Source organism: Nostoc sp. DedQUE07 (assembly GCF_034530975.2).
GTDB lineage: Bacteria > Cyanobacteriota > Cyanobacteriia > Cyanobacteriales > Nostocaceae > Nostoc.
The window spans coordinates 132,815-158,391 of the sequence record NZ_JAVRCC020000002.1; the positions used below are offsets into that span (position 1 = coordinate 132,815).

Annotated in this window: 23 protein-coding genes; 10 read left to right on the forward strand and 13 right to left on the reverse strand. The window is 41.2% G+C overall.

The features are described from left to right. Positions 1 to 25: 25 nt before the first annotated feature. From RMZ95_RS01825 to RMZ95_RS01835, 3 genes are all read left to right on the forward strand, one after another. Positions 26 to 1,072: a PstS family phosphate ABC transporter substrate-binding protein gene (locus RMZ95_RS01825; protein ID WP_322685311.1), complete on the forward strand. Its 1,047-nt coding sequence runs from the start codon at positions 26 to 28 to the stop codon at positions 1,070 to 1,072. A 71-nt stretch (positions 1,073 to 1,143) separates the two neighbouring features. Beyond that, entirely contained in the window at positions 1,144 to 2,541 is a 1,398-nt protein-coding gene (locus RMZ95_RS01830) for an ABC transporter substrate-binding protein (protein ID WP_322685310.1), read from the forward strand. A 302-nt stretch (positions 2,542 to 2,843) separates the two neighbouring features. Next, complete coding sequence (locus RMZ95_RS01835; RefSeq protein WP_322685309.1) at positions 2,844 to 3,890, forward strand: PstS family phosphate ABC transporter substrate-binding protein; 1,047 nt, start codon at positions 2,844 to 2,846, stop codon at positions 3,888 to 3,890. 56 nt (positions 3,891 to 3,946) lie between these two features. Here the strand turns inward: RMZ95_RS01835 and RMZ95_RS01840 are convergent, their stop codons facing one another. After that, positions 3,947 to 4,666: a Crp/Fnr family transcriptional regulator gene (locus RMZ95_RS01840; protein ID WP_012412419.1), complete on the reverse strand. Its 720-nt coding sequence runs from the start codon at positions 4,664 to 4,666 to the stop codon at positions 3,947 to 3,949. A 525-nt stretch (positions 4,667 to 5,191) separates the two neighbouring features. Here RMZ95_RS01840 and RMZ95_RS01845 point away from each other — a divergent pair. Beyond that, a complete protein-coding gene (locus RMZ95_RS01845) occupies positions 5,192 to 6,028 on the forward strand; it encodes a DALR anticodon-binding domain-containing protein (protein ID WP_409882130.1) in 837 nt (278 codons plus the stop codon). Between the two features lie 180 nt (positions 6,029 to 6,208). On the opposite strand, the gene RMZ95_RS01850 is transcribed toward RMZ95_RS01845, so the two are convergent. The 5 genes from RMZ95_RS01850 to RMZ95_RS01870 form a co-directional block, all read right to left on the reverse strand. Beyond that, a complete protein-coding gene (locus RMZ95_RS01850; protein ID WP_322685307.1) occupies positions 6,209 to 7,060 on the reverse strand; it encodes a Cof-type HAD-IIB family hydrolase in 852 nt (283 codons plus the stop codon). 275 nt (positions 7,061 to 7,335) lie between these two features. Further along, on the reverse strand, positions 7,336 to 8,040 hold the full coding sequence (locus tag RMZ95_RS01855; protein WP_322685306.1) for a choice-of-anchor E domain-containing protein: 705 nt from the start codon (positions 8,038 to 8,040) through the stop codon (positions 7,336 to 7,338). A gap of 581 nt (positions 8,041 to 8,621) precedes the next feature. Beyond that, positions 8,622 to 9,998 carry a dihydrolipoyl dehydrogenase family protein gene (locus RMZ95_RS01860; protein ID WP_322685305.1) on the reverse strand — a complete coding sequence of 459 codons (1,377 nt, stop codon included), beginning with the start codon at positions 9,996 to 9,998 and terminating at the stop codon, positions 8,622 to 8,624. A gap of 34 nt (positions 9,999 to 10,032) precedes the next feature. Further along, a complete protein-coding gene (locus RMZ95_RS01865; protein WP_322685304.1) occupies positions 10,033 to 10,245 on the reverse strand; it encodes a hypothetical protein in 213 nt (70 codons plus the stop codon). Beyond that, entirely contained in the window at positions 10,214 to 11,038 is an 825-nt protein-coding gene (locus tag RMZ95_RS01870; RefSeq protein WP_322685303.1) for an alpha/beta hydrolase, read from the reverse strand. Before RMZ95_RS01870 ends, RMZ95_RS01865 begins: the two co-directional genes overlap by 32 nt. 328 nt (positions 11,039 to 11,366) lie before the next feature. On the opposite strand from RMZ95_RS01870, the gene polA reads away from it, so the two are divergent. Then, positions 11,367 to 14,312, forward strand: a complete 2,946-nt coding sequence (polA, locus tag RMZ95_RS01875) for a DNA polymerase I (RefSeq protein ID WP_322685302.1) — start codon at positions 11,367 to 11,369, stop codon at positions 14,310 to 14,312. A 162-nt stretch (positions 14,313 to 14,474) separates the two neighbouring features. Then, on the forward strand, positions 14,475 to 15,410 hold the full coding sequence (locus RMZ95_RS01880) for an ABC transporter substrate-binding protein (protein ID WP_322685301.1): 936 nt from the start codon (positions 14,475 to 14,477) through the stop codon (positions 15,408 to 15,410). Positions 15,411 to 15,546: 136 nt separating this feature from the next. On the opposite strand, the gene RMZ95_RS01885 is transcribed toward RMZ95_RS01880, so the two are convergent. From RMZ95_RS01885 to RMZ95_RS01910, 6 genes are all read right to left on the reverse strand, one after another. Next, on the reverse strand, positions 15,547 to 15,984 hold the full coding sequence (locus RMZ95_RS01885) for a hypothetical protein (protein WP_322685300.1): 438 nt from the start codon (positions 15,982 to 15,984) through the stop codon (positions 15,547 to 15,549). 104 nt (positions 15,985 to 16,088) lie between these two features. Continuing rightward, the gene (locus tag RMZ95_RS01890) at positions 16,089 to 16,226 is read right to left on the reverse strand and encodes a hypothetical protein (protein WP_322685299.1); all 138 of its coding nucleotides are present in this window, start codon (positions 16,224 to 16,226) and stop codon (positions 16,089 to 16,091) included. A gap of 21 nt (positions 16,227 to 16,247) precedes the next feature. Next, the gene (locus RMZ95_RS01895; RefSeq protein ID WP_322685298.1) at positions 16,248 to 17,216 is read right to left on the reverse strand and encodes an FTR1 family protein; all 969 of its coding nucleotides are present in this window, start codon (positions 17,214 to 17,216) and stop codon (positions 16,248 to 16,250) included. Positions 17,217 to 17,395: 179 nt separating this feature from the next. Then, a complete protein-coding gene (locus tag RMZ95_RS01900) occupies positions 17,396 to 17,833 on the reverse strand; it encodes a bacterioferritin (RefSeq protein ID WP_322670732.1) in 438 nt (145 codons plus the stop codon). A gap of 179 nt (positions 17,834 to 18,012) precedes the next feature. Further along, positions 18,013 to 19,050 (reverse strand): helix-hairpin-helix domain-containing protein, encoded by a 1,038-nt coding sequence (locus RMZ95_RS01905; RefSeq protein ID WP_322685297.1) that lies wholly within the window; start codon positions 19,048 to 19,050, stop codon positions 18,013 to 18,015. 171 nt (positions 19,051 to 19,221) lie between these two features. After that, positions 19,222 to 20,247, reverse strand: a complete 1,026-nt coding sequence (locus RMZ95_RS01910) for a multicopper oxidase domain-containing protein (RefSeq protein ID WP_322685296.1) — start codon at positions 20,245 to 20,247, stop codon at positions 19,222 to 19,224. A 702-nt stretch (positions 20,248 to 20,949) separates the two neighbouring features. Here RMZ95_RS01910 and RMZ95_RS01915 point away from each other — a divergent pair. From RMZ95_RS01915 to psb27, 4 genes are all read left to right on the forward strand, one after another. Beyond that, positions 20,950 to 21,141 (forward strand): CbtB domain-containing protein, encoded by a 192-nt coding sequence (locus RMZ95_RS01915; RefSeq protein WP_322670735.1) that lies wholly within the window; start codon positions 20,950 to 20,952, stop codon positions 21,139 to 21,141. Positions 21,142 to 21,441: 300 nt separating this feature from the next. Then, the gene (locus RMZ95_RS01920; protein ID WP_322685295.1) at positions 21,442 to 22,611 is read left to right on the forward strand and encodes a hypothetical protein; all 1,170 of its coding nucleotides are present in this window, start codon (positions 21,442 to 21,444) and stop codon (positions 22,609 to 22,611) included. Positions 22,612 to 22,884: 273 nt separating this feature from the next. Continuing rightward, on the forward strand, positions 22,885 to 24,027 hold the full coding sequence (gene cofH / locus RMZ95_RS01925; protein WP_322685294.1) for a 7,8-didemethyl-8-hydroxy-5-deazariboflavin synthase subunit CofH: 1,143 nt from the start codon (positions 22,885 to 22,887) through the stop codon (positions 24,025 to 24,027). Positions 24,028 to 24,300: 273 nt separating this feature from the next. Continuing rightward, on the forward strand, positions 24,301 to 24,705 hold the full coding sequence (gene psb27 / locus RMZ95_RS01930) for a photosystem II protein Psb27 (RefSeq protein ID WP_190240755.1): 405 nt from the start codon (positions 24,301 to 24,303) through the stop codon (positions 24,703 to 24,705). A 176-nt stretch (positions 24,706 to 24,881) separates the two neighbouring features. On the opposite strand, the gene RMZ95_RS01935 is transcribed toward psb27, so the two are convergent. Beyond that, positions 24,882 to 25,496, reverse strand: coding sequence for a hypothetical protein (locus tag RMZ95_RS01935; RefSeq protein WP_322683356.1), 615 nt, complete (start codon positions 25,494 to 25,496; stop codon positions 24,882 to 24,884). Between the last annotated feature and the right edge of the window lie 81 nt (positions 25,497 to 25,577).

Here is a 25,577-nt window from a genome sequence, read left to right on the forward strand (position 1 = left end):
ACTTCTGGTGCTAACAGCTACATAAATGTCTCAGAAAAACGAAACGCTTAGTCTTTTTTTAGCCGTTATCATCACTATTGGTTTAATCTTTGGTGGTCTATGGTTTCTTATGGAACGGTGGGCGCAATTAACTGGAACTGTTCCTAAAACTTCCGGGAATGGTAACACAGGTAATCCCATAAACCAGTTTGCCAACAACAGATGTAACGTCCCAAACCTCCCAGAAGGGATATTCAACTATGGTGGTAGTACAAGCTGGGCACCCATCCGTAAAGACGTAGACTCCGTACTAGAAAGCCTTTGTCCTCAATTTACTTTACGCTATACTCAACCTGCTTCAGGTCAAGCAGGATCTGGAACTGGTATTAGGATGTTGATAGATAATCAACTAGCTTTTTCTCAATCTTCTCGCTCAGTTAAAGCTGAAGAAAATGCCGAAGCCAAACAAAAAGAATTTAGTTTGAAAGAAATTCCAGTGGCGATTGATGGTATTGCGATCGCAGTTAACCAAAATCTTAATATCCTTGGTTTAACTGTCGCCCAACTTAAAGACATCTACACTGGAAAAAGTACTAATTGGCAACAAGTAGGCGGGCCAAATTTACCAATTAAAGTCTACTCTCGCAGCAAAGAAGCTGGAGGTACAGTGGAATTCTTTATCGAAAATGTTTTAAATAAAGAGAATTTTGGTGCAAATGTTAGTTATGTTGGCACTACCACAGAAGCAGTACGAAAAGTAGCGGCAAATCCTGGCGCAATTTATTATGCTTCTGCCCCAGAGATTGTACCTCAATGTACGATTAAGTCCCTACCGTTAGGGCGAATTAGCGGTCAATTTGTGCCTCCTTACCAACAACCTGTTGTATCTCCATCTGAATGTCCCACTAAACGTAACCAGTTGAATAGTCAAGCATTTCGTAGTGGTGACTACGCAATTACTCGCAATTTATTTGTAATCGTTAAACAGAATGGTCAAACAGATCAGCAAGCTGGCGAAGCTTATGCAAATTGGCTGCTGACACCTCAAGGTCAAGAACTGATCGAAAAAGCTGGATTTGTTAGAATTAAATGATAGAAATGCTTAGATTTAGCCAAAACCAAATAATTAAATAATAAATATTTTTTCTTTATTCAAATTTGTTCATGTCACAAAAAAATGAAACCAAAATTTTAGCTTTGACTCTGCTGCTGACAGTTGGCATAGTTGGCGGTGGTTTTTGGTGGTTTACTAACAATGGGGTCAAAATTGGTAATACCAACATTCAAAATCAACAACCAGGCAACAATTCATCCTTGCAAGAGCGCATTAGTTTTGGGGAAAAATCTTTTACTCCGGGTGACATTTCTCCAGTGAAAAAAGAAGGAATACAGGCGATCACAGCTAAAAGTTATGATAAAGCGATCGCTAATTTCACAGATGCCCTAAAACTCAACCGTAACGATCCAGAAACACTAATTTTTCTGAACAATGCCCGAATTGGTTCTTCCAAGAGCTACACTATTATGGCTTCTGTACCATTTGGCACTGACCCTAATGCTGCTTTAGAAATTTTGCGTGGCATCGCCCAAGCCCAAAATGAAATTAATACCTCTGGAGGAGTCAAGAGAGTACCGTTAAGGGTAGGGATAGCTAACGACGATGACAATCCAGAAATAGCCAAGCAAATCGCTTCTAACCTAGTCAGTAATTCAGAAGTATTAGGTGTAGTTGGGCCGAATACTAGCGATTCTACCTTAGCCGCAGGTACTATTTATACTTCAGGACAACTTGTAGCAATTTCCCCTACCAGTACATCTGTAAAAATTTCTAACTTTAGTCGCTACGTTTTTCGCACGGTTCCTAGTGATTTTATGGCTGCTAGAACTTTAGCCAACTACATGGTGAGAACTTTGCAGAAAAAAAATGCAGTGGTTTTCTTTAATTCTCAGAGTAACTATAGCCAGTCTTTAAAGTCCGAGTTTGTCTCATCTGTTTCCCTAGAGGGTGGACAAGTATCCAGCGAATTTGATTTGTCTCAGGTGGGTTTTAGTGCGGTTAAAAGTCTAGAACAAGCAACTAAGCAAGGTGCAGAAGTCTTGATGTTAGCTGCTAACACTGAAACTCTGGATAAAGCGCTGCAAGTAATTCAGATTAACCAAAAAAAGTTAACTCTGCTGGCGGGAGATGATGTTTACACCGCTAAAACTTTAGAAATTGGCAGAGAACAAGCTGTGGGGATGGTATTGGCAGTTCCTTGGCATATTGATGGCGCTCCCAAATCAAATTTTCCTCAAAAATCCCGGCAGTTATGGGGCGGTGACGTAAGTTGGCGAAGTGCCCTTAGCTATGATGCCACTGTAGCTCTGATTGAGGCATTAAAACGCAATCCTACACGTTCTGGAGTCCAACAAGCGCTCTTATCCTCTGACTTTTCTGCCACTGGTGCTTCTGGTACAATTCGGTTTTTAGCATCAGGCGATCGCAATGCCTCAGTGCAACTTGTAAAAATTGTTCCTGGTTCTCGCTCTCGCACTGGTTATGATTTTGAACCAGTGCGTTAATCAGCAATTAAAAATTAAAAATTAACCAATAGTTAACCTGGAAAAACCCTCAAGATGAGAAATTAAGCTTTATGGGGAAAAATCTTAGTATTAACTAACAACTTATCCTCACCAACATTTAAGCCTTGAGAAAAAGACGAATAATCCAGGGGAAATTTATTATACCTTGATTTATAAAGTAGTCAGAAGTGAGGATTTATCTGCATTTTTAGTAAAACACCCGTCCTCCAAATACAATCTCAAGTAGCAAGCACTTGTCAAGTCAAGCACTTATATTGAATGGATGCGCGGGTAATTATACGATGTCCCAAAAAAATGAAACAACTATTCTTGTATTATCCATCCTAATCACCGTCGGGCTAATAGCTGGCGGTTTTTGGTGGTTTACTAGAAAATCTGGTGTCGATCTAAATACAATTAATTCTGGTAGCACCAAAACGCCCCAAACCGGATCGGAACAACCTAGTGGCAATACTTTCACTTCAGTAAAGGATGTTCCTACAGGATTATTCAATTACGGAGGTAGTACATCTTGGGCACCGATTCGACTAGTAGTCGATCCGGCAATTCAAGCCGCGCGGCCAGAGTTACGGCTGCGCTATGTAGAACCCAGCAATGCATCGCCTGGTTCTGGTACTGGCATTCAGTCCTTGATAGACGGTCAACTAGCCTTTGCTCAGTCCTCCCGACCAGTTCTAGATCCGGAATTAAGCCGTGCCCAGCAGCGTGGGTTCAGTTTGAAACAAATTCCTGTGGCAATTGATGGTTTAGCGGTTGCAGTTAACTCCAACCTGAATATTCCAGGACTAACAGTAGAACAGTTAAAGTCAATTTACACAGGCAAAACCAATAATTGGAGCCAGGTGGGCGGCCCCAATATCCCAATCAAGCCCTATTCCCGCCGCATTGCTGATGGCGGTACTGTCGAACTTTTTGCCCAAGACATCTTGGGTGGTCAAGCTTTCAGCTCCAATGTAGAATTTATCTCCACAACCACCCAAGCCTTGCAAAAATTGGCTGATAGTCCTGGTAGCATCTACTACGCTTCTGCCCCAGAGGTGATTCCTCAATGCTCAATCAAAGCCTTGCCGTTGGGGCGCACACAAGGACAATACATTGCTCCATACCAAGAACCTTCTGTCCTCCCGTCTGAATGTCCTGGTAAACGGAACAAGTTGAACATTGAGGCATTTCAATCAGGAAAATACCCGATTACCCGCAATCTGTTTGTGGTGGTCAAACAGAATGGTCAGACTGAGCAGCAAGCAGGTGTCGCTTACGCCAACTTACTGCTGACTGAGCAGGGACAGCAACTGATTACCCAAGCGGGATTTGTCAAAATTCGCTGACAAGAGCGAATTGCACTCAAGACAGAGTGGCGGAAATCGCCGCTCTGAACTGTACCTTAACCAGCTCTATTAATCGACTCTGCTGGCAAGCAAATGAGATTATCCCCTTGAGTCAAGATTAAACCACGTTGACGTAGCTTACCCATCAAGCGGGTGACGGTGACACGAGTCGAACCAATCGCGCTCCCAATTTGGGCATGAGTGAGGGGAAAGGGCAGACAATAACCGCGAATCACATCAGGATCGGTGTCACTCATTGCTGGCTCTCCATATTCCTCAATTAACAATGTGAGAAATCCTAAGAGTCGGTCAATTGTGCGGCGTTGTCCCAAGGCACTCAGCCACAGCAGCTTACGCTGGTGCTGATACCTAAAGGCATCCATAACTTCGCGACGGAAGTGAGGCCAATTGTCTAAATCATGCCAGTACATCCACAGCACCGCAGTTTGATCGACATGGGCGTAAGCCTGGAGTGTGAATGGTGACTGAGCAACAATTTCAAATGGCTGTCCCGCTCCCACAAAACCCAAGAACGCTTCTTCTGGAGTTCTGTTGATTCGTCGAGACGTTAGCTGACTAGCAGTCGCACTAACTTGGGCGGTTCCTACCATGCGGATCGCACCCCTTTGCACCAAATACAGCAATCCAGGCCGGGCTGGAATGCGCTCATCTTTGCTAAAGGTGCGGCAGCGATAGTGTTCTTGAGCCCAGTCAAGAATGCGTTGCCAAGTCAAAAAAGGCCGTGATGCCTCAGAAAAGGAGGATGGAGATTGCATAGGTAACAAAGAGCGTTCGGCTGAAGACAAAGACGTAAATAAAAGGGTGCAAGGAGTGTCTTTGTGTTGACGAGGCAGGCTTAACGCCTAACAGCGCCAGCCAATCCAAAGAATAGAAAGCAAATTACTCTCTACTCTTTTGTTATACTTCCTACTGTACAATGGTGGTAGTAAAGTTTACTTACTATTCATCGATTATTCATCAAATTTTATCCTCTTCTCATTTTTCTTCATCTAAATTAAATTTATACCGCAAGATAGATGGCAGAAATATAACAAATATATCTTACATGACTATTTAAATATTATTACGTGCATTATAAATTACCAGTTAGCAAATATACGTCAATCAAACAGCTATTATATAGTTATCTAATAAAATCGATAAGCATTGATACTTATAAAACAGAAAGTGAATGCATAAAAGACGAAAAAATTCCTCTATATAAAGGTAGAGATGACAATAGAGTTTTCTATACCTCAAGTGTGTCTCTGCGACTATCAAAATCTCAGAATCGAAAAGCGATGGAGCTTGCCAGTGCGATCGCTTCAGATTTATCAGGGATTTGTGAGGACGTTTTTAGCATCCAAATAGTTCCCCCTGGTTGGATAAATTTTGAATTAACTCACTCAGCCTTAGCGACTTGGTTACAAAGTCTCGTAGTTGGGAGTTGTTGGGGAGCAGGGGAGCAGGGAGAAATCAATTCAAAATTCAAAATTCAAAATTCAAAATTGTACCCTTACAGGGAAGCAAGCTACGCGCAGCGTCTCATAGAGAAGAAAAACATTGACAGAGATGAAGGAACAAGGATAATAACTCATGCCCAATGCCCAATGCCCAATGACGCCACTTGCTCCACTTGGGGAGACCCCAAGACCGCAGTGGCTCCCCAATGCCCAGTGCCCAATTCATTGTTTGCTGTTGAATACGCTCATGCACGCTGCTGTTCGTTAGTGCTGCTGGCTCATCGAGAGGGGTTGATTAAACTTAGAGAACCGATTCCAAATACTAGTCCAGCTTTTTGGGATGTTACTTTTCCTAACCCTCTACCTTGGCTTAATTGCGACGGAACACTACAACTCAATCACCCAGATGAGCGTCGTTTAATTGGCGAATTAATACAAGTGGTAGACAACATAGAGTGCCGTGATGTTAGCGATTCTGTGAAATGGGAAAAACTAGCGCTGAATTTGAGCCAAGCTTTTGAAAAGTTTTGGTCTAATTGCCGGATTTGGGGTGAGGTGAAAATTACTTCACCAGAGCTAGCCCAAGCTAGACTCGCATTGCTCATGGCTACTCAGTCAGTATTAAAATTTGTTCTAGAGGAAAATCTGGGGGTTTTTGCGCCTTTGGAGTTATAAATCGGTAATGTCGCTTAGGTAAAAATAAAAACTTTTTATATAGCTATTGACTCAATGCACCACCTCGGATACATTAGCAGGTGTGTGAGGAGCGAACCAGCAGGGGCACCGAGACGAAACACGGCCAGTCGTCGGTGTCCTTTCTGATTTGTATGGGTTAGATTTGAAAAAATGCTCTCACTACAGCAAAAACTTTTCAATTGCTACTGCTGCCCCATGTTCCTCTACGCTAGGAGCTACCCAATTAGCGATCGCTTGCACTCCTGCTGGTGCGTTGCCCATAGCTACACCAAGTCCGGCATACTCCAGCATTTCCACATCATTGAAGTTATCGCCAATCGCCATAACGTTGGCTAACTGTAATCCCAGCAATTCTTCGGCTAGGTAACGTACAGCAGTTCCCTTATTTACAGAAGCGTTAGTTGCTTCAAAAAAGGTAGCAACAGATGTTGTCATATAAAGTTCAGCGGGTGTGTATTGGCGGCGCAAATTTCCTAATAACTTATCGATTACGTCAGTATCATCAGATAAAGCAAGAATTTTTGTCGGTTCATTCGTTAAGGCTTGACGCAAATCACCCACAGGAATCGCAGTAATACCAGAACGTTCTGCATAAATTTTGGTTTCTCTGGTTAACTCACGGACGTATAGTTGATCGTTGATGTAAAAGTGAACAGATAGAAGCGATCGCAACTCAGGCTTTTCAAAATAGTCGAGTAACTGGTGGGCGATTTCTCTGGAAACAACCCAATGGCGATGAATTTTTTGAGCGATCGGGTCTTGAATCCAGGCTCCTTGATAGGCCATTAATGGTAGGGTAGAGCCGATATCTTGGTGAAAGCGCAAGGCTGAACGATACATTCGACCTGTGGCGATCGCTACTTGAATTCCTCGTGCTTGCGCTGCAAAGATTGCTTGCTTTACAGGTTCGCTGATAGTGTTAGAGTGTCCAGCGATCGTGCCATCTATATCCAAAACTAGTAGTTTAATGTCTTTTGCAGCAGCCTGACGATCGGTAGATGCTTTCTGCATAATTTCCTAAATTTTAAGTTCCAGTAAGAGGTTAACAGGCTCTGGCGATCAGTGGGGAGTCATATAAAAAATTGGGTTCTCTAATCAACCACTTCATATCAATAATTGTTTATAGCGATCGCCAAGAATAGAATTTTATAAATTTTATTAAAAAATCCGGCTAATAGGCACAATAAAAAACCCGATTTTTTCGAAAAAATCGGGTTTTTTAATTTAAATTAGAGAGTCTGCTTGATAGATAGGATAGAAGAAATCTACCTATTTAATAAAGTCTATTAATTAAACATCCCAATCCAGCTTTTTTTACGTTGTGACAACAAACAAAGCCCAGCAATTAAACCAATTCCTAGTGTGGCAGAAGACTCAGGTACTGCTTTCACCTCATCGTAGTCATAAGTTACTTTGATACCTGCTTTGGCATAAGTATCAATATAGGATCTCATGTTGCCCGAACCCGTAACTACTGAGTTGGCTAAAGCTGAGAACAAAAAGTCTATATCGCCATTACCAGTGAAAGACTGCAAGAATTGTGTATTGGTGAAAGACTGAGTAGCAGATTGTGTGGCAGTTAAGTTAGAAATAGTCTTTCCAGAGGTGCCACTATAATCAGTAATGCCGTCATACTTAGCAGCTTGATAACTCGATATATCTTGTGGATTGAGCGCAAACAGAGACTGATTATTTAGTTTTAAACTGAGTTCACTAGCGAGATTTACTGTCACCTGAGTCGGGGTTGGACTCCTGTTTTCAAAACCTGCATTTCCAAGTATGTCGCCAGTAAAGCTTATCGTTACACCCTTGAGTGTACCCAGGGATGAGTCAAATTTTTGGACGCTCAGAGGTGCATCAATAATATTTGTGAAATCGTAATTAGTGGAATTAGTGTAGGAGAGAGAAGCTGCATTAGCTGCTCCAGATGTTGCAACAATTCCTGCCAAAGTTGTAGCAGCAGCTAGAGTGTTGAATAGTTTTGTTGTCATGGATAAAAGATGCCTTTCTGAAACGAATCATTACGGGATTACTAACCTATTTCTAACTCTGAAACTTTGCTTGTAGTCTTGATAAATACACGTAACTTTATGTAAAGTTATTATGTTTAAATTTCTTCGACAAATAGACTTTTTCAACGGTATATATAAAGTTTTGTTAAGGTAAAGTGATTTAATAGTGGTAATTTGATGTCGAAATATTAAGCTAGTTTTTGTTGGTTCCTGAGATGTAAGCTAGGTCAACCTAATTAAACATAAAAGGCTCAGGAGATAGATCCTCGAATTCTGGTAATAAGTTAGGGATCTAGTTACTATCTGTTTACTATGCTTATACTCACGTACTTAATTGGGCTGGTATACCTGCCAAAAGTTGGTTCTACTTGGCTTCCGTACTAAAGGTGCAAATATGTAGACGTTAAGCTGTATAAAAAGCACAAAAAAGCTCATTAGTACCAGGGGTAAATGAGCAATGGAAACAGAGAACAGTTTTGTAGCCGAGTCAGGAGGATGTCTTCCTGGCTAAGGCATCTACTTATTAATGCCAATTGATGTTGTGCATCAATAAAACCTCTTCACATATTCGGACACCCTGGCATATTATCTCCAAGCAGCAACCGTGCCAGACTGGGTAAAGCTTCACCATAGGTGGGATGGATGTGAACCGATCGCTCTAACAATTGCCAGGTGGCTCCTGCTTCTATCAGGGATAAAAAAACATGCACCAGTTCAGCAGTTTCGTAGCCCACCAGGGTTGCTCCCAGAATTTTGTCTGTGTCGCTGTCGATCGCCATGCGATAAAATCCGAGGTCATGCCCCCACTCGATCGCACGCGCAATTTGGCTCATAGGTAACGTGACAGCACGCGCGTTGATGCCTTGTTTCTGAGCCTGTTCTAAGGTCATACCCACTCGCCCCACCTGGGGTTCTGTGTAGACCGCATAGCCAAGAACGCGATCGCTCCGTGTCCGGTTTTCTCCACACAAAATTGCTTTTAAGCGGCGATAGTCCTCCCACGACACATGCGTAAAGGCAGGCTGTTTGGCAGCATCCCCGATGGCATAGACTCCAGAACAGGTGGTGTGGAACTGGTCGTCAATTTTAATAAATCCTCGATCGTCTAGCTCAATTTTGCTGGCGGCTGTATTTAATGCACTTGTATTCGGTTTCCGTCCAATCGCAACCAGCAACGCTTCTCCTTGAAGTTGTTCGCCACTGCTCAGGGTCAGCCTAAACAGATTATTTTCATGGGCAACGTGATTTACATTAACTCCAAAGTGGAGCGCAATCCCATCCTGCTTGAATGCTTCTGCTAAGACCTCGCTGACATCAGACTCTTCCTGTCCGAGGACGCGATCGCCCCGGATAATTAAGTGGGTCTGACTGCCCAAACGCGCTAGTCCTTGTCCCAATTCCAAGCCAATATAGCCGCCTCCGATCGCCAATAAACGGGGTGGTAAGGTGTTCAAGTCAAAGAAGTTGCGGTTGGTCAGGTAAGGAGTTCCTGCAAGTCCGGGAATGTCAGGAATCAGCGATGACGTACCCGTGTTAATGATTACCAGAGGAGCCTGAAGGGTAACATCCCCACCTTTGACCGTCCGTTCACCCACAAAAGCAGCTTCGGCGCAAATGACTTTGACACCCGCAGTCTCCAATCGTTGGCGAATCCCCTGATTAAATCTGCTGCGGATTCCCCGAACTCGCTCCATGACAGCGGGAAAATCCACTTCTACTTCCGTGTGGATGCCTAACTTCTTAGCTTGGCGCGATCGCCCTGCTGCATGAGCCGCTGCTAAGAACGCTTTGGACGGAGTGCAGCCATAGTTGATGCAACTGCCACCTAAAGCATCCCGCTCAAACAAGACAACCTTACGTCCCTCATTGGCAAAATCAGCCGCCAGTGGAATGCCTCCTTGACCACTGCCGATGACAATGACATCTGCTGTTTCCATCAGCGCAAAACTCCTTGGAGATAGTTTGCTTTCATCAGATTCTTACACTCAAAGTTAAAAACTCTCTGGCTATTGAGGGAAGTGCAATGATTGTGGAAATCATCACTACAACGCTTGCACCTTCAGCTACCAGATGTTTAGCGATCGCGGCTCCGATGCCTTTAGATGCACCCATTGAGATTTTTAACAGTGATGTCTCACATCCCTTGCCCGCATCAGGATTTAATAAATTCCAGCAGGTCGGCATTGATCTGTTCCTTGTTCGTATCGCCCAGAGCGTGCGCTCCCCCAGGATATATCTTCAAAGTAGAATTCTTGACGAGCTTTGCAGACAAAAGGGCAGAAGCACCAATCGGCACGATCTGATCGTCATCACCATGAATAATCAACGTCGGCACATCAAACTTCTTCAAATCCTCGGTGAAATCTGTTTCTGAAAACGCCTTAATGCAGTCATAGGTGTTTTTATGTCCAGCCATCATCCCCTGCATCCACCACGAATAAATCAGCCCTTGGGAGACTTTGGCACCGGGCCGATTGAAGCCAAAGAACGGGCCACTGGGTACATCTAGGAAGAATTGCGATCGGTCAGCCAACAACGCCGCCCGAAAGCCATCAAAGACCTCAATGGGTAGCCCACCCGGATTCGCCTCCGTCTTGAGCATGAGTGGCGGTACTGCCCCCATCAGCACTGCCTTGGAAACGCGCTTGGTACCGTGCCGTCCAATGAAGCGCGCCACTTCACCACCGCCGGTAGAGTGTCCGATCGTCACCGCATCCTTAATATCCAGCGCCTCGAAAAGCTCCGCTAGATCGTCAGCGTAGGTATCCATGTCATTACCATGCCACGGTTGGCTCGACCGACCATGACCGCGACGATCGTGCGCGATGCAGCGGTAGCCGTGTGAGGCGAGAAAAAACATCTGCGATTCCCAAGCATCCGCGCTCAGTGGCCAGCCGTGGCTGAAGACAATAGGCTGTCCTGTGCCCCAGTCCTTGTAATAGATTTGCGTACCATCCTTAGTGGTGATTGTACTCATGTGGCTCCTATGTAAATTGTGAGCGTTTCCCAATCTGTATCTGGTTCCGATTGTAAAGATAATGGCATTCGCGATCGCCAACTTATCGATAAATTGCTACTCGATCGATTGATACATAACTGATTTCAGCACTCTTATTTTGACGATCTGATTGCTTGCAAAGATGGCTTATCTACCTATAAATTAGTTGTCTGACTCAAGTTCTTTAATTTAAGATACCAGTTAACTGAGGGCTTACCCGCTTCTTGACATCAAGGAATAACAATAAAGATAGCCAAAGCTTTGAAATTGCTAACTATGTGACAAAGCTTCTGGCTAAAATAGGGCTATGTCTGAAACTTTTACTTCTGCAACCGCAACACGCCCCACGTTCATCCTCGTAGATGGACACTCCTTGGCTTATCGTTCATACTTTGCTTTCGCCAAAGGGCGAGATGGAGGACTGCGTACCAAAACGGGGATTCCCACCAGTATATGTTTTGGTTTTGTGAAGTGCCTGTTGGAGGTAATGGCAACACAACAGCCTCAAGCAATGGCGATCGCTTTTGATTTGGCTGAGGCGACTTTTCGCCACGAAGCGGACGATACTTATAAAGCCGATCGCCCGGAAACGCCAGAAGATTTCATTCCCGACTTAGCAAACCTGCATGAGTTGCTGAATGGCTTCAATCTACCCTTTTTCACTGCCCCTGGTTTTGAGGCTGATGATGTTTTGGGAACCTTAGCACAGCGAGTCACTGCGGCTGGATATAAAGTGAAGATTCTGACTGGCGATCGCGATTTATTTCAACTAATCGACTCTGACAAAGAAATCACTGTTCTGAATTTTAGTCCAGATGCCCTAAAGCGCTCTACAAATAGCATCACGGAATTTAAAGCAGAACAAGTCAAAGAAAAAATGGGCGTTTTACCTTCACAAATTGTTGATTTTAAAGCTCTTTGTGGTGATAAATCAGATAATATTCCTGGTGTCAAGGGAATTGGCGAAAAAACAGCAGTGCAGCTGCTGAATACCTATGGTTCACTTGAGAATGTTTATGCTGCGTTAGATGAAATTAAAGGAGCAACTCAGAAAAAACTCGCAGTCGGTAAAGAAGATGCCGAGAAGTCTCGCTATTTGGCAACCATAGTTTTAGATGTTCCGATAGAATTTCATTTAGAAAATTGCAAATTAAAAGGCTTTGATACAAGCGTTTTATCACCAATTTTAGAAAAATTAGAATTTAAGTCTTTTTTAGGTAGAATCAACGACCTTCAGCAACGTTTTGGTGGTCAAATTGAAGAAAAGCAAGAAGCCAAAACAAATGTAAGTAATTCCAATTTTACTAATTCAGAATTCAGCGCTGATGAAGATAATGATTTGTGGTTTTTTAGTGCTAGCGATACAGCCGCAGTTCCACAACAATCTACTTCCCCAATTACACCACGTATCATCAACACCGAAGCCAAACTAACTGAGTTAGTGAAAGTTTTGCAAAAATTCACTAATCCAGAAACACCCGTTGCTTGGGATACTGAAACTACCGATTTAGAACCAAGAGATGCTGAATTAGTAGGAATTGGTTGCTGTTGGGGAATACAAGCAGATGAAGTAGCCTATATTCCTTTGGGGCACAAAACTGGGGAAAATTTAAATAAAGATTTGGTATTAGAAGCATTACGCCCAATTCTCGAAAGTGCCGATTATCCCAAAGCTTTACAAAATGCTAAATTTGACCGCTTAGTTCTTAGGAGCCAAGGAATTAACTTGGCGGGAGTAGTGTTTGATCCCATGCTAGCGAGTTATATTCTAAATCCAGATTCTAGCCATAACTTGATGGATTTGTCGCAGCGATATTTGGGATTGATGGCTAAAAGTTACTTAGATTTAGTTCCTAAAGGCAAAACTATCGCTGATATAGATATTTCCGCCGTCGCAGATTACTGTGGGATGGATGCTTATTCTACCTTTGGTTTAGTGTCGAAACTGCGTGAGGATCTGGATAAAATTCCAGCTTTATCTAAACTATTTTTGGAAGTGGAACAGCCACTAGAAGCAGTTTTAGCCGAAATGGAATACACAGGTGTTCGGATTAATTCAGCTTATTTACAAGAACTTTCACAGCATTTAGAAACTGAGTTAGCCAGATTAAAACAGGAAGCAACTGAAATAGCTGGAGAAAATTTTAACTTGGGTTCTCCTAAGCAATTGAGCCAAATTCTGTTTGAAAAATTGGGGTTAAGCACCAAACATTCTCGTAAAATTCAAACCGGCTACTCTACAGATGCAGCAACACTGGAAAGACTTCAAGAAGATGATACAACTGGATTTGTTGAAGCGATCGTTGAGTATCGCACCCTATCTAAATTAAAGTCTACTTATGTTGATGCATTACCTGCATTAGTGCGTCCAGATACCCAGCGAGTGCATACTGATTTTAACCAAGCAGCAACATCAACTGGTAGGTTATCTTCTTCTAATCCGAATTTACAAAATATCCCCATTCGTACAGCTTTTAGTCGCCAAATTCGGAAAGCATTTTTGCCTGAATCTGGCTGGTTAATGGTGGCTGCTGATTACTCACAAATTGAATTGCGGATTTTGGCTCATTTGAGTCAAGAGCCGATATTGGTGCAAGCATATCAGCAAAATGAAGATGTTCATACTGTAACGGCGCGGTTAGTTTTTGAAAAAGAAAATATCACATCAGAAGAACGAGGGATGGCAAAAACTATCAATTTTGGCGTGATTTATGGAATGGGTTCTCTCAGGTTTTCGCGCTCAACTGGGATAGATAAGACCATTGCCAACGAGTTCATTAAGCGGTTTAATGAACGATATCCGAAAGTATTTGCGTATTTGGAGCGAGTGAAAAAAGAAGCGATCGCTCTTGGTTATGTAGAAACTATTTTCGGTCGTCGTCGCTATTTTGACTTTACTAATAACAGTTTACGCAAATTAAAAGGCAGCAACCCAGAAGATATCGAGCTGAGTAAATTGAAGAATTTGGGTGCTTTTGATGCAGGTTTATTACGCTCTGCGGCTAATGCACCAATTCAAGGTTCTAACGCTGATATTATCAAAATTGCAATGGTGAGATTGCATGAGGTTTTGAAGAACTATCAGGCGCGTTTGTTGTTGCAAGTTCATGATGAATTAGTGTTTGAAATTCCCCCTAATGAGTGGGAAGAATTACAACTACAAATTAAATCAGTGATGGAAAATGCAGTACAGTTGAGTGTTCCTTTGCTTGTGGAGGCGCGTGTTGGTGAAAATTGGATGGAGACGAAATAAGTTCAACTGGGGATTGGAAAAATTACATTAATAATAGATGGCGAGATGACGGTCAAGCCTCAAAAACGACTCTATCTTCAACATGGTTTTCATGCTCTATACCTTATTCAGCAGGCGATATAGCTATGTTGTCACCCGTGAAATCATATAAGGAATTTTAATATGCATCGTCGTTGGCAGCTATCTGCTTTTGCAATTTTGTTGAGTATAGTTTTAGTTGCTTGCACCACTGTAACTACTCAGCAACCACAAACCAAAGTGGAAAATACTACTGAGACGACTAACACAAACTCTCAGCAATTACTAAAAGGTTCAGCAAAAAGAGTTGTTGCTCTTTCTTCACTTTCTGCTGACATTCTCTCTCGACTCGATCAAACAAAAGTTGTCGGAATCACTGGTAGTAAATTATTTAAGAATGACTCGATATTCAAGGATATTCCCCGCGTTAGCGAAGGTCAAAGTCCACCAAATTTAGAGAAAATAGTAGCGTTAAAACCAGATTTAGTTATCGGTGCTGAAGGTTTTTCTAACATCCCAATTCAAAAAATTCAGCAGCTTGGTATTCAAACTTTGCTCACTAAGGTGAATAGCTGGGAATCTCTAGAAGAACTTACTAAAAAGCTCGCCGAGTTAATTAATGCCAATCCTCAGCCTTTGTTAAATCGTTACAAAACGTTCTTACCAGATAAGCCAACTCAGAGTATTTCAACACTAGCACTGGTTAGTCGTCAACCAATTTTAGCACCAAATAAAAATAGTTGGGCAGGAGATTTGCTGGCGAAATTCCAGGCGAAAAATATAGCAGCAGATTTACAAGGTAAAAGTCCAATTGGTGGCTATGTGACGCTTTCGGCTGAGAAAGTTTTAGAAGCAAATCCAGAGGTGATAATTTTAGTTAATCCTCCACAAGGAAATTCGGAAGCGACGCTTTTAGATTCTTTGAAAAAGGAAAGTTTTTGGCAGCAACTACAAGCAACTAAAAATAACCGAGTCTATGTATTTGATTATTTTGGCTTAGTGAATCCGGGTAGTATAGATGCAATAGAAAAGGCTTGTCAGCAGCTTAAGCAAGCGTTATTTGCACCACAGCCCACTTAGTAGCTCAATACTGGGAGAAAAGTCAATCAAGGATGCATTTATCGGAGGTGATTTTAGATAAAACCCTGATAAAACAAGCTTTTCAGCGTCAGGCAGTTAAATCAGGGCGCTTCAGCTTTTGCATCTGTCAAACTAATTATTTACAGTGTTGTTGAAGAAGAGATATAGCTAATTCAAAACTGTTAGGTTGAGTTTGCACTGCATAGGCTTCTTTTTCTAAATCTTGTCGTTTGACATCGGTATAGCGTCTAAAAAATGGTCGAGCATAATTGCTTGGTTGAATGTCTAAACCTAAAGTTTTTATTTTTCCTTTTCCGGCACATACTTGGGCTGCATGAACAGTTTCATGGATTAGTGTTTGAATACCAATATGTAACTCAAACACTACAGGATTAATCCAGATTTTTTTGTCAGCTTCTCTTAGTAAACCATAAGCTCCTCGCTTTGGTGGTAGTGCAATGATTACCTGAAACCCTTTCTTTTCTAGTTTATTTTTTAAATCTAAAAATTTTGTTTCTTGATTGGGTATTTGAGAAAGTAACAGTAATAAATTTAATATAAAAATTTTGCTCATTTACTTTTTTGATATACCAATTCAATTAATGATTGCAACACATCCTTGGCTAAAGACGCGATTCATCGCGTCTCTACAAATAGTTGATTTGTTGCATTATTTTTTCAAATCGGTATTACTTGAAAACATTTGTATTCAATTACAGTGACTTTAACTAAGACAACTATTTCTGAATCGACATTAGCGTAGCGCGATCGCAAAGCCGATTCCCAGTCATAGACTGGGAATAAGGAAGACTGCAAACGAGGTAACTGACTGTGCTTTTAATCTTTTGCAGAACTAATTGGTTTTTGACCAAAAGGGACACTCTTTTTACCTTCAGGAGAAGCACCCCCAAGGCTGCGGAAATACAGTCCTCCAATGGTGAGTAAAAATGTCACATATCCGACTGCTTGCACAAGATAGAGATTGTCTCTATAGCCAAATAAAGATTTGAGAATAATCCCAGGAAACTGTTCGTCAGGCAAGATTGTGGAAGTATTGGAAACCATTGGCCCCAAAATACAGGAGTGGACTTTTGTAAAACGTTCGTAATAGAAACAAAGGCTTTCTGTGGCACGACTACTGAGGGCAAGGTTAGCTACAGCTTCGTCAAAATGTTTCAAGGCTGAAACTACCAATCCAGCAACAATTAACACTAATAAAATGCCCATTACCTGGAAAAACTGGCGGATGTTAATTTGGACACCCCATTTAAATAGCAGCACTCCAATGGCAGATGCCGCTATTAAACCAGCAATAGCGCCCAAGGCTGGCATTAATCCCTGTTGAAAATTAGCTGCAACGAAGAGAACAGTTTCAAAGCCTTCGCGGACAACGGCAATTAAAATTAAAGTAAAAACACCCCAGCCAGCATTTGAGTTTTGTGTCAGCACTTCTGTTACTGCTCCCTCAACTGTCGCTTTCATAAATCTGGCTTGTTTAGTCATCCAGATTAGCATCCAACTAAGCATTGCGATCGCCAATACACTAAAGACACCTTCTAGCGCTGGTTCAACAACGGTGGTGTATTGAGGATTCGCGGCTCCCAGTACTTGAATTATCCAACTGAATAACACGCCTATTAAGGCACTGACGACAATGCCAACGCCGACACCAGCATATACCCATGAATTGAGTCGGGATTGTTTAGCTTTTTTTAGCAAAGCTAGCACAATACCAACAACAAGGGCAGCTTCCACTCCTTCTCGAAGTGTTATTACAAAAGTAGGTAGAGCAGTACTAAAATTCATCTTTTGTCCTTTGTCTTTTGTCTTTTGTCATTAGTCCTTTGTCCTTTGTCATTAGTCCTTTGTCCTTTGAATTTCTTTTTGACTAATGACCAATACTTCGACTCCTTTCGACTTCGCTCAAGGCAAGTCGCTCAGTACAAGTGACTAATGACTAAGGACTAATGACTAATGACTAATGACTATGAACCAAAATCGCGTAGCATCTTTTTCAGTTCGAGATTATGCATCTCTTCTTGTCCAATCATACCGCGAGCGAATTCTTCAAGGTAAATGCTGGCATTGGTGACAGTTTCGAGCAATTTTTTATACAGATCCAATGCCTTTTTTTCATGGGATAAACTTTCTTCCAAGATATCCTTGACTTTATGCTGGTAGGTTTCTTCCATTGGGGCGATTTTCAGGGAGGGATGCCCATCTAAACCGGTAAGAATTTCTCCCACTTGTTCGGCATGAAGTAAAGATTCACTTGCCTGTGCTTTGAAAAATGCCACAATTGGAATACGGTTAGGGCCAGTTACCATCAAAGAATAATGTGTGTAGCGCACTACTCCTGCTAGTTCAAATTCCATGATGGCGTTCAGCAGGTCAATAGTCTTTTTCTGGTCAAGTTCTTGCATCAGTTGTTAGTTAAAGTAACGAAGGGAGTGTAATTAGTTAGGAGTTAGAAGTGAGGAGTTGGAAGTTAGGAGTTAGTAATTTGGGATTCATAACTCATAATTCATAATTCATAACTCTTAACTCCTAACTCCTAACTATTTTAAACTCCTTAACCTATACTTCCCATTAAATTAAAGTGTTATCGCTGTGCTTGGGTATTGGATTTGTCAACCACTTTTTGAGAGTTTTCCTCAATGGTTTTCACCAGTTTGGTAACATCATTAGGAATTTTTACTGCTTTTGCTGGTGGGATGGCGGCGGGCCAAACTTTTATTAGTTCAGCAAAACTAGTGTCGATCGCTTTGTGTGCTTCGGGATCTGCTTGAGCTACTTGACTAGAAATTCCTTTGTATAATTCATTGGCGTAAAAGACAAAACCACGGGAGTCTTGATACTCAATTGGCGCGGTTACTTTACCATTTGCGATCGCCGCACCATATTCGGAGTTAGCCGAATCTAGTAGTTCGTTAATTACTTGGAGCGCAAATCCTGGTTTTGAGCGTTGATCTGCTGGCAAAGCTGCGATCGCTCCATCAACTGCTTGCATTGAAGAAGTAAAATTAGTTTTAACTTTGCTATCCTTCGGACTAGATTTCACTAAATCTTGCAAACTCACCAAAGTTGTCTTAAATTCTTTGACTTTGCGTTCATTAAGTTGATCTTCCACATCAACGTAAATCTCCTCAACTGGATGCCCAATATGAGGTTCTGCCTGTTTCGGCTGATTCTGATCTAGCAGTTCTTTGGCTACCAAAAGATGCCCTTTCATTAAGCCTAATTTAGACATATAATCAACATCTTTTGCCTCACCTGTGAGTACTACTTCTTGAACGCCAACCTGGTCTTTAATTTGGTCGAACTGTTCTTGAGTAATTATTTTTTTAGTAACTAAATCTTCTGGTTTCCCATAAGGACGACCTGCCTGGATTTTGTTAGATAAAGCTGGAACACCTAGTTTGGCTTCAAACTTATCTAATTCTGACAATATAGCGCTATTAATGTTAATTTTTTCTTTGCTACCGTGACCACTATGACTGTTATTACTTACTGCCTCTGTAGCTGGAGTGCTAGCAACTGGTGGTGATGGATTTTCTGCGGTTGGGGTATTACTACAAGAACTCAAGGTAACTATTACCGCTGCTGCTGCTGCTAAACATATATAACGAAGTTTTATCATCTTTGCTCCTCGCACAACTAAAAAGGTATTAATTGAAACATTTCAAACTATTACTAGAAAGTAATTAGTTTGACAGATTGTCATAGATTTTACTGTTGCATATAATGAGATTTTTTATCAACTAGTTTGCTAAAATTTTAAGAAATTAATTACAAGTTACTAAGAATATTGTCAGGAATGTTTAACATTATTTTGAGAGTTACTATCAGCAAGTACTTCAAATTGACCCATGCAACCGTTTTCTGCGATCGCATCCTGATGGGGATGGAACATATACTTACCTGGATAACGAAAAGCAAATTCTAAGATGTGCCTTTCTGCGATACCCATCGTAATCACATCTGCTTTCTCACTAGCAGTCATAGTCATGCCGTAGCGATAGACATCAAAAAAGTTGGCGTGGAGATGAAACGTCACTGCTGGATCGTATTCAATGATGTTGAGGACATACAGCCGAATCAACTGATCTTTGTAAATGTGAATCGGGTTATGCATGTAATAGTGGGGCAGACCGTTGAAGGCGTAATAATCGTTATGGCTATCATCATTCACGTCATATCCACCCATCACTAGTACGATTTCATCAGCTGGGGGACGGGGAGTTGGTGGATCGATGATAAACATTCCGTATAGTCCCTTGGCAATGTGACGGGTCACTGGTTCAATATGGCAGTGGTATAAATGAACGCCATAAGGTTCAGCATCAAATTCGTAGATTGTGGCATTACCATTGCTGATTGGGCGAACACCATCCATTTCTGCTGGATGAACGCCATGAAAATGTAAAGAGTGAGAATGTCCAGCGTTGTTGAGAAATAGTACCCGGATGCGATCGCCCTGTTTTGCCCGTAGCGTTGGCCCTGGTATGCGACCGTTTAAATCCCAGATGTTGTAAGAGACAGCACTATTGAGTTTTATGATGGAAGAACCAGCAGTTAACTGAAATTCTCGGATAGTCCGCCCATTTTCTTGCTTCACTGTCCCATAATCAAAATCTCTCAACATCTTCATTGGGTTAGTAACGTCGTCTGGTGCTGACCTATCGAATGGTGGCACTTTAACGATTGACTTACTTGGTAGATTTAGCATTTGCCAAAGTCCAGCTGCACCAGTTATTCCAGCACCTGCTAGGCCCAGCTGCAATAATTGACGGCGGCTCCAAGGTTTTCCGTTACTTAGAGCGAAGTTGTTGGGCATGACATTTCGTTACGGTTAGCGCCAAAAAAGAATTGCAAAAGATTTGCAATTGCTTTTAGATATTAGAGGAATTAATAATTATTGTCAATAATTTTTCAGTGCTTCTAAATTGCCAGTTAAGTTGTTAAATCTAGATCAAACTCTAAAAACTATCGCAATATTTTTGTGGTTTTAACTGTATTTATACGCTTAGTTATGTATAAATAACATTTACACAAACCTAGCTATTTCATACATATTCCTGATATGCTTATTGCTTCAGCAATACTTACAGTATAAACAATGAGTATAATAGCACCTTGAATATAGACACAAGCAAGAAACTATTGCTAGTCTTTAGTGTATTGAATTGGTTTAGAGATAACATAAGTTACCTTTATTCAAGGATTTTTGAATGCTTGGCAATGTAAGAACTTTTAATTTTTAATTTTTATCTGTTACCTTCGTGTTAGCAACGCTGAAAATGCCGTCACTCAAAATCATGTGTCATTCTTTTGTTATTTGTATGGACTTTATGTGTAGATTTCTGCATCGCGATCTACCAATGTCAAAGGATAGTATAGTATTCACTAAAGTCGAATTACACAATACATTTGATACACACTTGTCAAATACAAAGTTGATGGTATATCTTTTTGCAATCAAGTGGCGTTATGCCCTTTGATTGATGAATTACCCAAATTTATTATTAGGAGGTCAAAAATGACTAGTTTTTCTCATATTTCACTATTGCAGAAGACCGCAGGTATTACCTTATCCAAACCTGTTCAGGTAACGCTTTATATGCTCTTATCTTCTTTAGTTATCTGGACTGTTTTATTCTCCACCTATCCTGCGGTTCATAACACAGCACACTCAGCGCGTCACCACACATTAGGCGTTGCATGTCACTAAATTATCATAATCACAAGATTTTTAGGTGCATGAAGCTTTGCTACATCACATAACAAAGTTACGACGCTAAAATAGTGCAAATTTCGCGCCAGTTTTTTGCTGGGAAATAACTTTTAGGTTTTGTAGAGATGCTTTATCATCTCTACATCACCTTAACTGATTTAAGATGATGTCTGATTTTTGACTAATTCTTTGACTGGGATTTTTTTACCTAGTAATAATCTGGAGTAACTTTCATCCACTCCTATCAAAGCTTAACTTGCAAAAATTACATAAGCTTCACATTTACCGTAAGTTTTTATGAAAAAATATCGACTTTTTGGAGTTATCAGCGCTGTTTGCATTGTTTTGTCAGTTCTTTATTCCTTTGTGGGAAATTCCCAAGTTCCTACGTCCAGAGTCCTACTTTCTACCAACCCACCTTTAGAACGTATTCTCCCCTTTGAAGCAGAAGCAGAAAAACTACAATCTCCTGTTACTTTGACTTTACAAGCTGTTGATGCTGCGGGTAAATCTTTAACAAATGCCAAAATTAATTTACAAATTCTGACACCACCGCGTAATCCTTGGTTAACAACAGATTTTCCCATTGTTGAGGGGACAAAATTGTTGGAAATGAATGCTAATGCACCTGATGGAAAGCTAGAAATTCAGCAGATGTTACCCATCCGTGGTAATTACCAACTGTTAGTTAAAGTGTCACCTTTAGTAGCAAACACTTTTGCTGCTTATGAACAAAGTTTAAATATTAATGTCCACGAAAATCCCATCAAATATAAATATTTTGCTGTAATTGCAGCTATTTTACTGTCACTTGGATTGTTGGGTGGTTGGATTATTGGCGGTCAAGAAGAACTACAACAAGGAGAAATTGCACCACAGTCAGTTCGCCTTTTATTAAGTGCATTAACTGTAGTGGCTATAGTAACCCTATTAGTTATCAATATTAGTGCAGAAGTTGCAGAAGCTCATGGCAGCGAACATCACTCAACTAGTACCGAAGCCATTGCACCATCATCTCAAAAATCTCAGGGATTAGAAATCAATCTAGAGGGAGATAAAAACGCAACTGTCGGAAAACTTGCGAATTTAGCGTTACAGGTGAAAGATAGCACAACCGGACAGCCTGTAACAGATGTAGCTTTGCAAATAAAAGCGATCGCCACAGAACACAATTTGACAGTCTTTGACTATAAAGGTATTCCCGACGAACAAGGTAAATTAACATGGCTAGAACAATTTTTTGATGGTTCACCCCACAAAATCGAGGTGGAAGCCACTCCTATACCAGGATCTAGCCGTCAATTTACACCAGTGAAGGTAGCGCAGGAAGTTGAAGTTGAAGCGATCGCACCACCAATTTACATCCGATTAATTGGTTTATTTTACTTTACAACCTTTGTCGGCATTGGTATGGCGATTGGATTGTTAATACAACATCGACGAAAACCACAAGCAAGGACAAATTAGTAATATCAGAATTGTACTAAAGATTCCTGCTAATCCAAAGATGTAGATTAATCTATTAAAATAGTTGTGGTTGAACCACAACTATTTTTTTATTAATGGGTTTTATCACCTATAAAAAGTAGTGTTATGGGATAAAATAAGCTCTTTTAACAGCTTTCAAGGTAAAACTTCTGTTCAAATTTTGGATTTTCAATAAATTGGTATATTTATTAAGTAGAATTTTATTATTTACAAGCTCATAAAATTAAGATTTACCGAGAAATTAAGAAAGTAATGCTGACAAAAATTGCGTTTGAAACAATTCTAGAACGTGCTTTGATGGGATACGACTTATCCCCGGAAGAGGGAGTCGTATTATTACAACAAACAGAGCCAGAGGCGATCGCAGCAATACGTACTACATCCGATACACTCCGCCACACACAAGCAGGCGATACTGTCACCTATATAATTAACCGTAATATTAACTTTACTAATATTTGTGAGCAGCACTGTAGTTTTTGTGCATTCCGTCGAGATGATGGTGATGCCGATGCATACTGGTTAGATTCGGCGCAAATTTTGGAAAAGGCGACAGATGCAGTAAAACGGGGTGCAACAGAAATCTGTATGCAGGGGGGATTAAATCCACAAGCACTGATAAATGGTAAATCTTTGCCCTACTACCTCAAAGTCGTAGAAACCATTAAACAGGAATTTCCCCACATACATTTACATGCTTTCTCTCCCCAAGAAGTGCAATTTATCGCCAGACTTGATGGACTGGAATATGCTGAGGTGATTACTGCTTTGCGCGATGCTGGTGTTGGCTCAATGCCGGGAACAGCAGCGGAAGTATTAGACGATGAAGTAAGGCGGATATTGTGTCCAGAGAAGATTGACACAGCCACTTGGCTAGAAATTGTCAGCACCGCTCACAAATTAGGCTTGCATACCACTAGTACCATGTTATCTGGGCATATTGAAACCCACGAACAGCAAATCGGACATTTAGAAAAATTGCGATCGCTCCAAAAAACCGCCATCAATCGGGGATATCCAGCCAGGATTACAGAATTTATTTTATTACCCTTCGTTGGTCAAGAAGCGCCTAAATCCTTACGTCGCCGTGTCGGACGCGATCAACCAGTTTTAAGTGATGCTCTGCTATTAGGGGCTGTAGCGCGGATTTATTTAGGTAATTGGATTCCTAACCATCAGCAGAGTTGGGTAAAACTAGGGCTTGCAGGCGCGACAGAAGCCTTAGCTTGGGGTTGCAACGATATCGGCGGCACATTGATGGAGGAACACATTACCACAATGGCAGGTGCTTTAGGCGGTACGTGTATGGAAGTGGAAACCTTGGAAAATGCGATCGCTTCTTTAGGAAGACCTTACCAACAACGGGATACTCTTTATCAAAAAGTTATTCGTTAGGCATTGGGCATTGGGCATTGGGCATTGGGCATTGGGCATTGGGCATTGGGCATTGGGCATGGGAAAGAGGCAGAGGGGCAGAGGGGCAGAGGGGAAAGATTTACTACAACTTCTCCTCTGCTCCCCTGCTCCCCTGCTCCCCTGCTCCCCTGCCTCCCCTGCCTCCCCTGCCTCCCCTGCCTCCCCTCCCTGCACTCCACACTCTTCACTCAATTGATCCCCAAGTTACCAATCCAAGATAGGATGGACGTTGATTTACGTATTGTTTTACTTATGCATATGAAGCGCTATTGGTCGCGTTTGCTTGCGCTGGTTTTGGTTGTAGCTATCGGCTTAATGGGTTGTTCTGGCAGTCCAGATAGTTTGACTGGGGATTATCGTCAAGACACCTTAGCTGTGGTCAATATTATGAGACAAGCTCTGGATCTTTCACAAGATTCACCAGACAAAGCAGCAATTCAAGCAGAAGCGCGTCAAAAAATTAATGACTTTTCAGCTCGCTACCAGCGGGTTAACTCTGTTTCTGGTCTTGGCTCGTTTACAACCATACGAACAGCCCTCAATTCTCTGGCTGGACATTACAGTTCTTACCCAAATCGTCCTGTACCCGAAAAACTCAAAAATCGTCTAGAAAAAGAGTTGCAGCAGGTAGAGACAGCGTTAAAGCGTGGCGGTTAACTATTTAATTACTAGTTCGTAATTCGTAATTCGTAATTAAAATGGCTACAGAGCTAACACTGATTATAAATATGAATTACGAATTAGTTTTACCACTTTGTTAAGTTGATCTGAGTCAAAGTTGAAAATTTTCAATTTTGTTTATGTAGCCACAGCTGCACACAGGCTCAAGCGACTCATAATTTTGATAGTGCAACCCGATCGATAACAAGCTCTGTGCTTGAATGACCTTGGTCGCGAATGAAAGTCAATGTTAAATTTGGAATTTTTGACGGTTTTACGCGCTTTTGCACCTGCTTAATTAACTCAGGTGTAATATCAAAATTAAACTTTTTTATACCTTGGTTTGGACTTGGTACATCAAAGAAATTAGCTGAACCGATATAGTAAGTATCGATATCAGCGATCGCTTTGAGGCTTGGTAAATTAAGATAAACGCTGTAGTTTCCTATTGGCTCACCCTGATAAGCGACTTGAATTTCCAACAGATAAACTTCCTCAGACCTAGCCGTACCAATTTCCAGAGGGGTAGATAAGGGAAAAGTTACTTGCGTTGGTGCCAATGGATTATCTGTCAACTTTGTTTTAACCTGTTGAGAGGAAATAAACTTTGCTTGCTGCTGCTCTTGAGTTGCAAGATTAAAGGATGATTGGGTATTCACTAAAACCTCATCTTTCCAATTAATTTGGCGAATATTATTTTGAGATACCTGTACGTGTGTATTATTTAAATTAAGTATATTCAAAATAGTAAATATGATTAAAAACAGAGTAAAAATCAGCTTGGTCATAATTTAACTATTCATAATGTAAGTTCTTTGTCAATAGTTACTTACTGTTTATTAAATTTTACTGCAAAGATAACAGAATGG